Below are 14,871 nucleotides of genomic sequence, written 5' to 3' on the forward strand. Positions count from 1 at the left end.
GCCATGAACATAACTGCAGTCTACGCAATGCTCTTCGTCGCCATCGTGCTCGAGGTGGTCGGCACGACCGCCCTGCAGATGTCGCAACAGTTCACGCGCCTCTGGCCCACTCTCGCGGTCATTGCGTGCTATGCGGGTGCCTTCTATTGCCTATCCTTGACCTTGCGCAGCATACCGGTCGGGGTCGCCTACGCGATCTGGAGCGCGCTCGGCATCGTGCTGATCTCCTCCGTCGGCCTTGTCTTCTTCAAGCAGAAGCTCGATCTGGCTGCTGTTATCGGGCTCGGCCTCATCATCGCCGGCGTGGTCGTCGTCAACCTGTTTTCGAAGTCTGTCTCTCACTAAAACGGGTGAGGATCTCCTCACTTTCCTCTTTGTCAAACTCTGCGAAGCCTCTATGTGTTGCTGGAGCGCGGGCAGCTGGCGGAGCAGAGGAGTACGCTTCGTCCAAAGCGCTTTGGATGATTGCCGCGATTACAAATTCCGCAGAGGAGTAAGATAGTTATGACCATCCGCACCGTTGTCTGGGGGGAGAATATCCACGAGCGCACCAACAAGGTCGTCGCCGAAATCTATCCAGATGGGATGCACACCACGATTGCCAACGCGCTCAATGCCGATCCGGCAATCAGGGCGACGACGGCCACGCTGCAGGAGCCCGAGCACGGCCTTAACGAGGCGCGGCTGGCAGAGACCGACGTGCTGCTCTGGTGGGGCCACAAGGATCACGGTGCCGTCGACGACGAGATCGTCGAGCGCGTGGCGAAAAGGGTGTGGGAGGGTATGGGTCTCATCGTGCTCCACTCCGGCCACTTCTCGAAGATCTTCAAGCGCCTGATGGGAACGCCATGCGCGCTGAAGTGGCGTGAGGCGGGCGAGCGCGAGAGGCTCTGGGTCATCAATCCGCGCCATCCGATCGCTGCCGGTCTCGACGACAATTTCGTCCTGGAGAACGAGGAGATGTATGGCGAGCAGTTCTCCGTGCCTGAACCGCTGGAGACGGTCTTCATCTCCTGGTTCCAGGGCGGCGAGGTGTTCAGGTCCGGCATGACTTGGCGGCGCGGCGCGGGCAACATCTTCTATTTCCGCCCCGGACACGAGACCTATCCGAGTTATCACGATGCCAACGTGAAGAAGGTGCTGTCCAACGCGGTCAAGTGGGCCCACAACCCCGAGGGGGCGTTGACTGCGATTCACGATGCGCCAAATGTTCCCGTCGAGAAGGCCCTGGAGCCGATCGTCGAACGCGGACCGAAACTGCACCAGGCCGGCGAAGCCGGTTACCGCTGAGGTATAGCATGCGTCTTATCATTGTTGGCACGGGCGTGATGGCAAAGAATCAGCTCGACCATTTCACGCGCATTGACGGCGTCGAAGTCGTCGGCGCGGTCGACAGCGATGCAAACCGGCTTGCGGCCTTTGCCGACAAGTGGGGCATCGAGAAGCGCTTTCTCTCTCTGGACGAGGCAATCGCCTGGGGAGATTTCGATGCCGCCTCGAATGTCACGCCCGACCGGGTCCATCATCCCACTACCCTTGCCCTCATTGCAGCGGGCAAGCATGTCTTCTGCGAGAAGCCGCTGGCCGAAAACTATGAAAAGGCCCTCGAGATGACCGAGGCGGCCGAGAGGGCGGGCGTCATCAACATGGTGAACCTGACCTACCGCAACGTCGCGCCGCTGCAACGGGCGCGGCAGATGGTGCTTGCCGGCGAGATCGGCACGGTCAAGCATGTCGAGGCGTCCTATCTGCAGAGCTGGCTGGTTTCCAAGGCCTGGGGCGATTGGCGCACCGAATCGACCTGGCTCTGGCGGCTTTCGACCGGCCATGGGTCGAACGGCGTTCTGGGCGATGTCGGCATCCACATTCTCGATTTTGCTGCCTATGGCGCAGCGACCGATATCGACCACGTCTTTGCCCGGTTGAAGACGTTCAACAAGGCGCCTGGCGGCCAAATCGGCGAATATATGCTCGATGCCAACGACAGCTTCGCCATGTCGGTCGATTTCGCCAACGGCGCGCTCGGTGTGATCCATGCGAGCCGCTGGGCGACCGGCCACCTCAACGAACTGAAGCTGCGTATCTATGGCGAGAGGGGTGGCCTCGAAGTCATGCATCGCACCGGCGAATCCGAACTGCGTGGCTGCGTTGGCGACGACGCGGAAAGCGCCGTATGGAAGACGATCGAAGTTGCGCCTGTGCCGACGAACTACGAGCGCTTCGTGGAGGCGGTGGCGACGGGTGTCCAGCCGGATCCCAATTTCCGCCACGCCGCAAACCTTCAAAAGGTTCTCGATCTGGCGATGGTCACCGAACGTGAACGCAAGGAATCGAAGGTCTGAGCCGCACCTTGCTGCTCTTCAATCCCCGCGCAGACGTTCGATATAGTCGGTGGTCAGCTCCTCGATGGAGTTGATCCCGAGGAGCGCCATGTCGCGCCAGATTTCCTCACTGAGAATGTTGGCGGCCTTCATCACGCCGGCATGGCCGCCAACCGCCGCAGCATAAAGGAACGGGCGCCCGACGAAGACGAACTTCGCGCCAAGCGCTAGCGCCTTCAGGACGTCGGTCCCGCGCCGCACGCCACCATCGAGCATTACCGTCGTTTTGTCGCCGGCAGCCTCGGCAATGCGCGGCAGGACACGCAGCGGCGCCAAGGTGCCGTCGAGCTGTCGGCCGCCGTGATTGGAGACGATGATGCCGTCGACGCCGTATTCCGCGGCCCTTAGCGCATCGTCCGCACGCATGATCCCCTTGACGACGAGTCGGCCCTTCCAGCGGCGGCGGATCTGTTCGAGATGCTCCCAGTTCAGGTGATCGCGCTTGCCGAAATCGCGCGAGACGGATCGGGCGATGATCGGTGCGCCACGCGTCGCGTAGGAATTCTCGAAATGGGGCATGCCGTGGTTCAGGAGCGTGCGCGCAAATGTGCCCACAGTCCATGAGGGGTGGGTGAGTCCCTGCCAGGCGAGGCGCAGGCTTGGGCGCAGCGGCGTCGAAAAGCCAGCACGCACATTGTTCTCGCGGTTGGGCAGAATGGCGACGTCGACCGTTAGCAGCAGGGTGCCGAAGCCAGCCGCGGCGACGCGATCGAGAAGCGCGTCGATCCGGTCGGGCTCGCCCGGAAGATAGGCCTGGAACCAGGAATGCGGCGCCGCCTTCGCCACCTCTTCGAGAGGGATAAGCGACGAGCCGCTCATGATCATCGGAATGTCGGCTTCGGCGGCTGCACGTGCGAGAACGATGTCGCCGCGATAGGCCATCAGGGCACTGATGCCCATCGGCGCAATCCCGAAAGGCGCGGCATAGCGGGTTCCCAAGATCGTGGTCGCCGTCGAGCGAAGCGATACGTCCCGCAGTGTATGCGGGCGGAAGCCAAACTCCGCAAATGCGTTTCGGTTGTCTCTGAGCGAGGCATTGGTTTCACTTGCACCAGCGATATAGCCGAAAAGCGGTCGCGGCAGGTGCCGCCTTGCCACGCCCTCGAAATCGTCGAGCGCCAATATCTTGGCCAGCCGGCGGGCCGTCAGATAGTCGGATCTGTGTTCCTGCGTTTTCGCCATCAGCATCGGACCGGACCTTATCTCCCCTGGTCGTCACGAGCGCTTCACCCGCTTGCGCCCGCAAAACGGGACGGCCGCGTATGAGAAGTACCTCCGACGACCATCTGATCTAAAACCGCTGGAAATGCCAGCACGACGATTCGCAAGCCCGGCTCGGTCAATCATCTTAGGTCAAGCCCAAACCATCCACCGATAGGCTTAGAGCAGGGCACTTCATGCGACCCTGCATCATCCTTTTGCTGCTGCCGCCGGTGCCGGGCGGTGGGAATGCGCCACAACCAAGTCAGGCGAATGGCTGGCTGGTAATTGCCTGTTTTTAAAGATTTATTCCAGATGCAGTCTCAATGACCATCCGCGTGACCGCGCTCGACGGGGCGCGCAAAACGTCAGTCTTTCCAGCCTGCGGGCCGCCTCAGTGCCTTTTGGCTCAGCCGATAGACGGTGAACCTCGTCCCAATGGAACCGAGGGCGGTAAACGAAGCCAACAGATACCCACCTAAGGGGGAAGGGGTTCGCCTTTTTCCCACGTATCGAACCCACAGGCCGACTCCTATCCTTCAGGCAAGACATGAGCAGCGATCTCTGGCCCGGCCGCCGGAGGCATGGTCATGGCATCGGGACGGGGGTTCTGGGCATGTTCGTACTGGCAGTCGACAGTCTGTTTACCTTGACGATGAGTGCGTTTCTCATCGCGGTACTCAAGAGGGTTTCGCGTGCGCTCTCGCTGATCGATCATCCGGATCATCGCAAGCGGCACGACGGTGTCATTCCGCTTTGCGGCGGCATCGGGATTTTCCTGACCTTTGCAGCCATTTCCCTGCTTGTCGGCAATCTGTCGGCGCTCGGGGCGAACTACTGGCTGGCGCTCTTCATTGTGGTCGCCGTCGGTGTCATCGACGACAAGCGTCCCTTGCCTGCGACCGTAAGGCTTGCAGCCCAGCTCGCCGCCGCCATCATCCTTGTGAGCGGCGTCCATATTTCCTTTTTCTCCTTCGGAGCGCTGCTGCCTGCGGAAATAGCGGCCCATCCGCCGTTCCTGTTCCTGATTGCGATCCTCTTCGTAGCGGGTCTCATCAATGCCTGGAACATGATGGACGGCGTTGACGGGCTGGCGGGCGGCTCGGCTGCGGTCGCGCTGATGTGGCTCCTGATCATTGCGGATTTCAAAGCCGTGCCCGGCCTCGTCTTTCCGATCGAGACCCTGGTGGCTGCGATCTGCGGCTTCCTCGCCTTCAACATGCGCAGCCCCTGGCGGGCACGGGCGAGCGTCTTCCTCGGGGATGCGGGCAGTACGGCTCTTGGCCTGACCATCGCCTATCTGATCGTCATTCTCTCGACGCTCGAATCGGCCGTCACGTTTCCGGCGCTCCTGTGGATCGTCATTATCCCGGTCGTCGACACGCTTAGCCTGATGACCCGGCGCATTCTTGCTCGGCGCAGCCCGATGTCGGCCGACCGCTGGCATCTCCACCATCTTTTCCTGGACAACGGGTTCTCGCCTGCCGGCACAACCGGGATGATCATGCTCGCCTCGGCGATCTGCGGTGCGATCGGCTTTATAGGCGCGCGTGCCGAGGTTCCCGCCGGCGTCATGGCCTTCAGCCTGATCCTGCCAGTGGGGGCCCACACCGTCTTCGTGCTTCTGGCAAGCGGCCATGCTCCGACCTGGGCGCGGGCGCTCGGACTGCGCCAGCAGATATTGTCTCAACCAACGCCTGAGGTTGCCGTCCTGCGGAGCAGCGACGGTGACTACGGCAAATCCATAGTGGCGAAAAAGACCGGTATCGAAGCCTGAGTATGCTTGGATCGGTCTCTGCAGGAGGTGTAACTTGTCGATATCTGTGTGCATCCTGACCTTGAACGAGGAAGAGAACCTTCCTGCGTGCCTGGCCACGCTCTCCTGGTGCGATGATATCGTGGTCATTGACTCCTACAGTACCGACCGCACGGTCGAGATTGCGAGGGCGGCGGGCGCACGCGTCTACCAGCGTGCCTATGACGGCGAGCACACACAGCGCCTATATGCCCTCAAGCAGATCAACTACAAATATCCTTGGGTTTACATGCCGGATGCGGACGAGATCACTCCCTCGGAGCTGCGTGACGAGATGCTGGCCATTGCGGCCGACGCGAGCCGGCCCGAATCTTTCTTCCGGATCCGCTTCAAGAACATGTTCATGGGCCGATGGATCAAGCACAGCAGCCTCTATCCGTCATGGATCCCGCGCCTTTTCCGCCCTGATCGGATACTCGGGTTCGACCGTGAGGTTCATCTGCGTTGCAACGGCCTTGGGCCGGAGGGACGCCTCAACTCGCACTTCATCCACTACAGCTTCAACAAGGGCATGAAGGCCTGGTACGACAAACACAATCGCTATTCCTCTTCGGAGGCGAAGGAGACGGCTGTCAGCCTGCGCGAGCGGCGCATCCCCTGGGGCGAGGTATTCAGCAGCCGTGCGGAAGTACGCCGCCGCGGCCTGAAGGAGCTTTCAATGCATGTGCCGTTCCGCGCGACGGCGCGCTTCGTCTACATGTACTTCCTGCGGTTTGGTTTCCTCGATGGCATGCAGGGGTACCACTATTGCCGCCTGCTTGCCGCCTATGAGTACATGATCGTCATCAAGACAATGGAGCTTCGGCGGCGCGAGCGTGGACTACCGGTGTGAGTCGCTCCGAAGGGACGGTAGTAAGGCAGAAGGAAAGGCGTTGGATCGTGACGAGGCGCGCACGCGCGCTTCTGTGGGTGTTGCCCCTTCTGTTTGTAAGCGTGTCGTTCTGCGTCTATCTAGCGGCGCTGGCAGGTGCGGATCGTTTGCTCAGCGTTCGTGACCCCGTCGCCAAGGCGGACATAATTGTCGTGCTGGGGGGCGACGGTCCGCCGCGCGCTGCGCGCGCGGCGGCTCTCTGGAATGAGGGGGTAGCGCCTCGGGTTCTCGTCAGCGGTGATGGCGATTGCAACTACATCCGTCGGGCAATGATTGAGCGCGGCGTCGACGGGGATGCGATCGAGGTCGAGTGTCTGTCTAGAAACACCAGGGAAAATGCAGCATTCTCAGGGCCCATCCTGAAGCGACACAACGTCCGCGAGGCGGTGTTGGTCACAAGCTGGTTCCATTCGCGCAGAGCGCTTGCCACCTTCGCTGCGTCTTCGAGCGACATCAGATGGATGTCGGTTCCTGCCGAGCCGCCAATGTCTTCCCTGGCACTGGCCTTCGACACACTGGGGATTCAGATATTCAAGGAATACATAAAGCTGCCATGGTACGATCTGAGCAGTTTCGTCCTCGCGTTGATGGACCAGACGACTGCAGCTAGGGAGGGGTCTTGAGATGCGTGCACGGTACGAGGATCCGCAGTTCGATCACGCCGGAAGTGCGTTGCCCCGTTTCGGCGGGCCGACCTATTCTCTAAAATTCCGCATCCAGCGTCTGCTCTGGGCGGTGGCCTGGTCCGGCCTTGCAGCCTGGACTCCGCCACCCCTGACACGGTGGCGGAACTGGCTGCTGCGGCGCTTCGGCGCCAGGCTTCATCCAACCGCGACGGTGCATGCGCGAGCCACGGTCTGGTGGCCGGGCAATCTAGAAATGGGCAAGTATGCCTCCATCGGTCCCGGCGCGATCTGCTACAATCTTGCCCCGGTCACGATCGGCGACTTCGCCATCGTTTCCCAGCGGGCACATCTTTGCACGGGATCGCATGACATACAGGACCCCGGTTTCCCGCTTGTCAGCGGCCCCATCACGCTCGAAGCGAATTGCTGGGTTGCGGCGGAAGCCTTCGTCGGGCCGAACGTGACTGTCGGGGAGGGCGCCGTACTGGGTGCCCGTGGCGTTGCGGCAAAGCCGCTTCGGGCCTGGACGGTCTATGTCGGCAATCCGGCCAAGCCGGTCGGCGTCCGCAACAGGGCTGCGGCGGCGAGCTAAACTGCGACGTCGTAGTTGCGGATCGCCAGCTCGGCTATTGCCGGCCAGGTAAAGTGCTCCATCACCAGGCGACGACCGTTCTTTCCCATCTGCTGGGCCATGGAGTGATCGCGCAGGACGGCGGCAAGTCCCTTGGCCACCGCCGATGGATCGAGCGGTACAACGAGGCCAGCCTCGGCGGTCGCGACTTCGGGGAAATGGCATGCATCGGTGATGACAACAGGCGTTTCGCAGGCGAGCGCCTCGGTGATCGCGATGCTGAAGCCTTCCTGCCTGCTCGGCAGGCAGAAGCAGGCGGCATCGATGAAGGCATCCAGCTTGGCCTGCCCGTAGATCGGGCCGGTCAGGTGCACTCTGTCTTCCAGTGCGAATTGCCGGATCAGGGACATGAACTCATCTTCGGCGCCGGCGGCCGGGCCTGCCACCACCAGGTCGACGTCAGGGTATTTGTCGGCGATCAGGTGGAACGCCCGCGCCAGAATATCGAGGCCCTTCTTGAAGTGAAGCCTGGAGAGAAAGAGGATGTAGCGTCGCCCGTCTCTGAGCGCGATCTTGTCGCGAAAGGCGCCGGCGTCGGGCAAGGGATCGAATTCCTGCGGAAAGACGCCGTTCGGGATGATGACCTTGGGTGCCTTGAGGGCCAAGGGCGCCATCAGATCGGCCTCGTCCACATTCAGCGCGTGGATGAATTTGGCTTCGTCGAGCATCCTCTTGTAGCCCAGTGCGAGTGCCAGCCGCTTCTTCAGCGGGCGCTGCTGCATGCTCCATTTATCCAGCATTCCGGCAGGGCAGAGGCAATAGGGCACGCCCGCGCTTCTCGCCACCGCGGCCGCACAGGGCAGTATCGGCTCCCACACGCCGTGGAGATGAACAAAGGCCGCGGACGGCAGGACCTTGCGTAGGAGTTTCCGACCGTCGAAGCAGAAGAGTTTTTCGGTGAGCCCGGGTTCCGGAAGGACATGCCAATGGATCCGCGAGAAGTCGGGTATGGCGCGCCCGGCCTCAAAGGCTTGGTCGCGTGCCTCGCCGTCGCCGTAGCTGACGATATGGACATCGTGTCCCAAGGCGGATTGGGCGGCGGCGATCCGCATGACCACGGCCTGGGGGCCGCCGTTCTTGGGATCTATATGCGAGATGACATGGACGATCTTCATTGTGTTCCGCTCCGCCAATTTACCCTGCGTGTGCCGTCGGATGCCGTTGCACCGGAAAAAGCCGATCGGCGCCATTGTCCGAGTGATAGAGGCCCCATCTCGAGGTCCGCTCGGCGGGCAGCGTGGAGAGAGCCGCAAGCAGGCGCGCGCCGTATCGCTCGACCGTGAACTCGGTCGATCTCTTGCGGGCGCTGGCGGCCATCTCGGTTCTCACCGCTACATTGTCGGCAAGCATGGTAACCGCTTCGGCAATCGCCTGGCTGTCGCGTGGTGGCACGATCAGGCCATCGATGCCGTGGCGCACCACGCTGCCGGTGTTTTCCGTCGTGATCACAGGCAAGCCGGCGGCCAGCGCCTCGTAGACTGCCGTCGCCGAACCCTCGCAGATCGATGGCAGAAGGAAGATATCCGCCCACTGGTATTCCTCGGCCATTGCCGCGCGCGGCACGACTCCCCTCAATTCAACCGAAAGCGACAGTTCCTCCTTCTTTCGCTCCGGCAGCCAGGATGGACCGGCCATGCGAAACTTCGCTGATCCGCGCAGGAGCCGCGCCGCTTCGGCGACATAGGGCGAGCCCTTGCGCAAGCCGACTTCGCCGACGACCAATACGCGAAGCGGCCCAGGTGCGCGCGGCGGGCGCTCGGCGGTGAAGCGCCCATTGACGCCGTAGGGAACGACAACGCAGCGCTCCGCGATACCGCCGCAGGCAACGACATGCCGCCGAACGAATTCGGACGGGCAGACGATCAGGTCGGCAAGATCCCACTCGGCTTTTTCGCGCTCGGCGAAGGGGTGGGCGAAGGGGTTGACGGCGGACGGTCCCATCCAGTCCGGAAAGCTGTCCATCTCTTCGCTCAGAAGCTGCTCCAGGACTTCGCGCGGTGCCACCATCTGTTCGACCGCGGTCCACATCCCCTCTCTCTTAGCAGCACGCATCTGCTCCAGAGCGTCGCCGGCAAAGGCGTAGAGACCGGTCGCGCCGTGAAAGCCGCTGCGGGCAACCAGACGCGAGAATTCCTCGCCTGCCCAGAGCGTGTGGTCCATCTCTTCCGCAAAGCCCTTCATTCGCTGTCGACGTATGGCCGAACGCACGCCGAACAACGGGAACACCGTGGTCAGGGAGCTCGGAATATTTCTGGGCACGCGGCCGGCGAGCCGCCGTATCGATGCTGGCATTACCGACGTCGGAATGAGGCGCAGCGCACGTGGCCAGCCCTTCGTGGCACATATGTCGGTATAGAAATGCGCGAGCTTTCCTTCAGAGGCGAGAATCTGGGGCACCGCATAATGCATCCGGGCACCAAGTTGGCTGACGACGACGCTTCCGTTCATCATGATTGCCTCTGCAGAGCGTTGCGTGCCACGGACGCGGCGTGCCGGTCGAGACGGGCGATGAGCGCGCACCATGACGCGATCGCCTTTTCTCGTGCGTATTCGGTTTCGAGAACCTGGCGAGCGATGCGTCCCATTTCCATGCAGCGATCTGGAGCTTCCTGCAGTGCGCTTATGGTTGAAACCAGGCCCTCGCTGTCGCCGATCGTAACCGCCTGGCCGCAAGAGGTTTCGGCGATAACCCTCGCCACTTCTCCCATCTTGTCGCCGATGAACAGCGTCGGACGTCCGGCGGCCATGATGCCGTAGAACTTGCTCGGAATGATGCAATGTTCGAGATGCGGCAGCAGGGAGACGATATGCACGTCGGCGGCGCTCAGGCTTTCCGCCAGTTGTTCTGCCGGCTGCAACGGCTTGAAGATGACGTTGCCCAGTCCGCGCGCGCTGACCTCGGCCTGCACGGGGGCGTGCTGCTGGCCGGCCCCGATCATGAGAAAGCGTATGTCGTCGCGATCCTTGAGACGGGTCGCCGCCTCGATGAGTGTGCCGAACTCGTGGGCGCGGCCGAAATTACCCGAGTAACCGACGACGAAAGTATCGGCCAGCCCCCACTGCTCACGCAAGCCGTTCTTCTCGCGTGGTACCGGATAGATCTCCTTCTCGTCAGACCAATGAGGCAGAACGACCAGGCGATCGCGGGGAATGCCGAGTTCGCGGATATAGTCGGCCATCGTTCTTGTTGGGCAGACGACGAGCGCAGAGCTTTTCAGGGACCAGTTGCGCAGCCATATTGCGAGCCGGCCGCCGACGCTTGCCGCCTTCAGCATGCCGAGCTCCATCGCGACCTCGGGAAAAAGATCCATGATCCAATTGACCATTCGCGCGCCGCGCAGCCTTATCGGCAACGCACAGGTGACGGAGAGCAGCGGCGGATCGGTGCAGACAATGCAGACATCACCGCGCGAGACGTGGCGCAGCAGCCAGAAGAAGGCAAGGACATGGAAGGAAAGATAGTCAAATGCCCTTCCCACAATGTTGTGCCGGCCGAAATGCGAGGTTCCGAGACGCTTGACCGTGACGTCGCCGACCATTTCCTCCGCAGGCAGGGAGACATTCTTCTGATTGTGCAGCGTGCGGCTCGTCAGCGCGACGATCTCGAACCCATTGCGGGTGAGGGCATCGGCAAGCGAGGAAATGACGCGGCTCGTCGCGGACTGGTCCGGCAAGAAGTAGCGGTTTACCAGGATGATTTTCATGCTGAAGTCTCCCCAGGTGTCCCCCGTGCAACCAGGCACGAGCGATAAGTCGTCTCGATTTTCGCAAGCCAGTACCGGACCACAAGCTGGTCAAAGGCAATAGGCCGCGGCTCCTCCGCTAGTCCGGTTCCACCAAAAGGCGAATCTGTGCTCCCTCTTTGGCGCTCGTGGCGCCAACGGCATCGCGTCAGTTGACGCTGCTGGTCATGGTCTCGGCGATCGGCATCAGCTTCACGCGGACGATGTCACCCGCCCGGATCGGCGTATGCTCCTCGACGACCGTTTCCTTGTATTGTCCGTCGACGAGCCGCACGGTTGAAAAGACCGTCTTCATGCTCTGCTCGAGCGTTGCTGCGCGTCCTGCGCTCGCGCTGATTTCGGCCATCTTCTGAAGGCTGAATTCCATCTTCTTTCGCAACCTCAGGATCTCGAGGCTTATGTCTCCCAGACCCTTTGCCGCGTCGTTGCGGCGCTCGCCCTGCAGATCCTGGAGCTTCTGATCGATCAGATCCCTGTTCTGCTTGGCGCGGGCGAGGAACGAGCCTGCCTCGACCGTATTGCGGTTCATCGCGAGCATTTCTCTCTTTTTTTCCCGCAATGCCGACTCGGAGGTAACGCCGCGCTCGAAAAGTCCGCGAGAGGCATCAACGTCCTGCTGGAGAAGCTGATATTCCTGGCCCCTCAACTCGGAACTCTTCTCCAGAGAGGCGATCTCCTCGATAAAGTTCTGTCGCTGGGTCTCGAGGCTTCGGCGCTGTTCGTCGACCCCGGCGCGGCGCAGGTCGAAGATATTCCGTTCGGACTGGATGATGCGTTGTGCGGAGGTCGCATCCGTCAATCCCATCGCCGGATCGAAATTGTAGTCGAAGGTCTTGTCGTTGTACTCTGCCTCGAACCGTGTGCGCCTGACGTCCAGAGACAGCAGCTGCAGGCCCATGTCCTCATATTCCTGTCGGGCGGTCACGAGCTGCATGCCGGCAGTGTCCGTCTGGCTTGATGCCTGCCGGAGGCCGCCCGCCAGCGCGAAGAGCTCGAGCATGATCATTCCCGGTCGGAACTCGAATTTCCCGGCCTTCTGGATATCGCCGACGACGAAGACCGGCGCGTATTCCTTGACCGTGACCGCCACGGAAAGATTCGCGAGATGCTGGCTGAGCGATTTGCCTATCCTGTCGGCGATTTCGGTCGGCGTTGCCTCGGTCACGGTGACGTTGCCGAGGATCGGGTAGCCAATTGTGCCGTCGGCGCTGACCGGGAACACGCCAGTGAGATCCTGATTGCCGTAGACCGTGATCGACAATACATCGCCCGGTACGACCCTGTAGGCCTCGGCCCTGGCAGCGGACAGAAGGCCGGATGAGAGAAGCAGCAGGATCGCCGCCATGAGGTGTGCGAACCGGGTGCGGAATGCCCCATTGCTTCGTTCGCCAAAGAGATTACTGAACATGCTCCACCTCACGCTTTCACGGCGACTGGAATTGGCTTCTTGATGGCTGGCGTCTGTGCTGCGGTCCGGTTCGGACTGAGGCGGTAGAAGGCCGGTTGATTTGGCAACTTTCCCTGTCGCGGAGATCCGTTGAGGATGATGCCGCAGATGTTGCGGCGGGCAGCGCGCAGTTTCTTGACGGACAGTTGCAGTTGCTTCATGTCGGTCGCTTCCCAGCGCACGACGAGGGCCGTCGTATCGGCGAGCGAGGCTATGCGCATCAGATCCTGGCCGGCGGCGATCGCGGGCGTGTCGATGATGATGAGCTCGTAGCGCTGCCTCAACTCTCCGATGACGCATGCGAACTGGCGGTTGCCGAGGAGGAACTCCGTCGGTACGGCGCTCTCGCGCGCTGCGATGAAGTCCACGCCGGACACCGGATCGTTCTGGATGGCCTTTTCGAGTGCCAGCCCACGAAAGATGACTTGCTCCAGGTGATTGGGAGACTTGGCTCCGAACTCCTGATCGATTGACGGACTTCTGAGATTGGCGTCGATGACGATCGTCTTGACGCCAGTCGCCGCAAGCGAGCGCGCCAGGTTGGCCGCGATCAGCGTCTTGCCTTCCCGGTCGATCGCCGAGCCAACCGCGACGACGCGGGACGGTGCGGAGTCGGTTCCGAGTCTGAGTTGGGCCTGGAGGTCAGCGAGCGCCTGGCCGAAGTTCGACTTGCCGTCGCGAACCATTCCGATGGTATCTGCACGTTCGCGGGCCGACAGCTTCGGGATCCTGCCAATGACAGCAAGGCCCGTTCTCGTTTCGAGTGCTTCGGCCGAGCGCACGGATTTGTCGCTGCGATCCAGAAGGAAGGCGGCGGCGACACCAGCGGCACTGCCGGTAACGAGGCCGAGGAGAATCCAGAATTTCAGGTTCGGGCTCGTCGGCGCGCCGGGCGGTATGGCGCGGGAGATCATCCGGGCTTCGGCCGTGACGATGCCGTCCTGCTCGATCGTTTGCTTGTAGCGTGTCAGATAGCTCTCGTAGATCGAGCGGTTTGCACTTGCCTCACGGTCCAGCTGGTCGGCATGGACGAGCGCCTGGTTCGTCTCGGACATCTCCTCCTGCATCTTCCTGAGGTTCGTCTCGATGCCGGCCTCCTGCCGCTTCATGGAGACGATCTCGTTGCGGAGGCTGTCGATGATCTGCTCGATTTCAGCGTTGATCTGCGTCTTCAGTGACGCGAGCTGGGATTTCAGTTGCGGCAGCTGCGGGTTCATGATCGCCCCGCTTTCGTCGATCTCGCTGATCGCGCGCTTCGTGCGCGCCTCTTCGGTCCGCAATGCCTGGATCGTGGGCGAGGCGAGAACCTCGGCCAGTGCCAGATTGTCATCGCCCCTTTCGGTGTCTAAAGCAGTCGCCAGCCGTGCCTCGGAACCAGCCAGTCGGGCGCGCAGCGTCGTCAATTCATTGTTCAGACCGGCGATCTGTTCCGCCTTGAGCGTGGTGTTGCCGATCTTGACGATACCTGCCTTTTCGCGGAAATCCGTCGCAAGCCTTTCGGACTGCTCGAGCTTCGTACGCAGGTTGACAAGGCTGTCGCCCAGCCATTCGCTGACCCTGCGCGTCGCCGAGGTCTTCAGGTCGATCTGGTAGTCGATATAAGCCTCGCCATAGGCATTGGCGACGAGGGCTGCGTACTCAGGCGTGTCGGCCTTGAATGATATGTAGATCGTCAGCGAGCGCCCATCGTTCGATATCCCGACATGCGATATGAGATCGTTGATCATCTCGCGATCACGCGTCTCCTGGTCATCGGCGGAAAGCGAATTCTGAGCCGGAAGCGGAGCAGGAGTGTCGGAAACGCCAGCCGTCACTCCCCTGGATGCATCCTTGTCCTTCAGCAGCCGAACAACACGCTCGGCCATCATTCTCGAGCCGATGATGTCGAGCTCGGTCCGCAGGGCCGGGCTCTCCTGCGGCAATGACGAGACGACCGATTCAGACGGAAGTGCCTGAAGCTTGCGCACGTCAAGGGCGAGAATTGCTTCTGCCTGGTAGCGCTTGGGCGAATAGAGGTAACCGACAGCAGCCAGGCAGAAACCGACCAGGATGCAGAAGGCAACGGTCATCTTTCTCTCAAGCAGGATAGAGACGAGCCTCGGCATGGCGATTGCTTCGCTTGCGCGCGTTTCTTGCGACCAGATCATGTTGGCGTT

The 14,871-nt window shown here is 61.6% G+C and carries 13 protein-coding genes; 7 read left to right on the forward strand and 6 right to left on the reverse strand.

Translation table 11 applies throughout. The features are described 5' to 3' along the window. The first annotated feature begins 3 nt into the window (after positions 1 to 3). The 3 genes from EV286_RS04440 to EV286_RS04450 all read left to right on the forward strand — a co-directional run bounded on the left by EV286_RS04440 (position 4) and on the right by EV286_RS04450 (position 2,342). On the forward strand, positions 4 to 345 hold the full coding sequence (locus EV286_RS04440) for an SMR family transporter (protein WP_132955815.1): 342 nt from the start codon (positions 4 to 6) through the stop codon (positions 343 to 345). A 159-nt stretch (positions 346 to 504) separates the two neighbouring features. Next, entirely contained in the window at positions 505 to 1,290 is a 786-nt protein-coding gene (locus EV286_RS04445; protein WP_132955816.1) for a ThuA domain-containing protein, read from the forward strand. Positions 1,291 to 1,298: 8 nt separating this feature from the next. Further along, the gene (locus EV286_RS04450) at positions 1,299 to 2,342 is read left to right on the forward strand and encodes a Gfo/Idh/MocA family oxidoreductase (protein ID WP_132955817.1); all 1,044 of its coding nucleotides are present in this window, start codon (positions 1,299 to 1,301) and stop codon (positions 2,340 to 2,342) included. 18 nt (positions 2,343 to 2,360) lie between these two features. Here the strand turns inward: EV286_RS04450 and EV286_RS04455 are convergent, their stop codons facing one another. After that, the gene (locus EV286_RS04455; RefSeq protein ID WP_132956309.1) at positions 2,361 to 3,563 is read right to left on the reverse strand and encodes an alpha-hydroxy acid oxidase; all 1,203 of its coding nucleotides are present in this window, start codon (positions 3,561 to 3,563) and stop codon (positions 2,361 to 2,363) included. A gap of 634 nt (positions 3,564 to 4,197) precedes the next feature. Between EV286_RS04455 and EV286_RS04460 the strand changes: the two genes are divergently transcribed. Genes EV286_RS04460 through EV286_RS04475 form a run of 4 tightly spaced genes read left to right on the forward strand, consistent with a single transcriptional unit; the run spans position 4,198 to position 7,486 of the window. Then, positions 4,198 to 5,358, forward strand: a complete 1,161-nt coding sequence (locus tag EV286_RS04460; protein WP_165932778.1) for an MraY family glycosyltransferase — start codon at positions 4,198 to 4,200, stop codon at positions 5,356 to 5,358. A 34-nt stretch (positions 5,359 to 5,392) separates the two neighbouring features. Next, positions 5,393 to 6,229, forward strand: a complete 837-nt coding sequence (locus EV286_RS04465; RefSeq protein WP_132955819.1) for a glycosyltransferase family 2 protein — start codon at positions 5,393 to 5,395, stop codon at positions 6,227 to 6,229. Positions 6,230 to 6,276: 47 nt separating this feature from the next. After that, on the forward strand, positions 6,277 to 6,891 hold the full coding sequence (locus EV286_RS04470; RefSeq protein WP_245500607.1) for a YdcF family protein: 615 nt from the start codon (positions 6,277 to 6,279) through the stop codon (positions 6,889 to 6,891). Between the two features lies 1 nt (position 6,892). After that, a complete protein-coding gene (locus EV286_RS04475; protein WP_132955820.1) occupies positions 6,893 to 7,486 on the forward strand; it encodes a putative colanic acid biosynthesis acetyltransferase in 594 nt (197 codons plus the stop codon). On the opposite strand, the gene EV286_RS04480 is transcribed toward EV286_RS04475, so the two are convergent. The 5 genes from EV286_RS04480 to EV286_RS04500 all read right to left on the reverse strand — a co-directional run bounded on the left by EV286_RS04480 (position 7,483) and on the right by EV286_RS04500 (position 14,862). Then, positions 7,483 to 8,640, reverse strand: a complete 1,158-nt coding sequence (locus EV286_RS04480; RefSeq protein WP_132955821.1) for a glycosyltransferase — start codon at positions 8,638 to 8,640, stop codon at positions 7,483 to 7,485. The two genes, EV286_RS04475 and EV286_RS04480, sit on opposite strands and share 4 nt — an antisense overlap. A gap of 19 nt (positions 8,641 to 8,659) precedes the next feature. Then, positions 8,660 to 9,973, reverse strand: coding sequence for a glycosyltransferase family 4 protein (locus tag EV286_RS04485; RefSeq protein WP_132956311.1), 1,314 nt, complete (start codon positions 9,971 to 9,973; stop codon positions 8,660 to 8,662). After that, on the reverse strand, positions 9,973 to 11,229 hold the full coding sequence (locus EV286_RS04490; RefSeq protein WP_165932779.1) for a glycosyltransferase family 4 protein: 1,257 nt from the start codon (positions 11,227 to 11,229) through the stop codon (positions 9,973 to 9,975). Before EV286_RS04490 ends, EV286_RS04485 begins: the two co-directional genes overlap by 1 nt. A 187-nt stretch (positions 11,230 to 11,416) precedes the next feature. Beyond that, entirely contained in the window at positions 11,417 to 12,676 is a 1,260-nt protein-coding gene (locus tag EV286_RS04495; protein WP_245500608.1) for a polysaccharide biosynthesis/export family protein, read from the reverse strand. 8 nt (positions 12,677 to 12,684) lie between these two features. Then, positions 12,685 to 14,862: a polysaccharide biosynthesis tyrosine autokinase gene (locus EV286_RS04500; RefSeq protein ID WP_132955822.1), complete on the reverse strand. Its 2,178-nt coding sequence runs from the start codon at positions 14,860 to 14,862 to the stop codon at positions 12,685 to 12,687. Positions 14,863 to 14,871 lie beyond the last annotated feature (9 nt).

This window comes from Rhizobium sp. BK251, from assembly GCF_004345245.1.
Classification (GTDB): Bacteria; Pseudomonadota; Alphaproteobacteria; order Rhizobiales; family Rhizobiaceae; genus Rhizobium.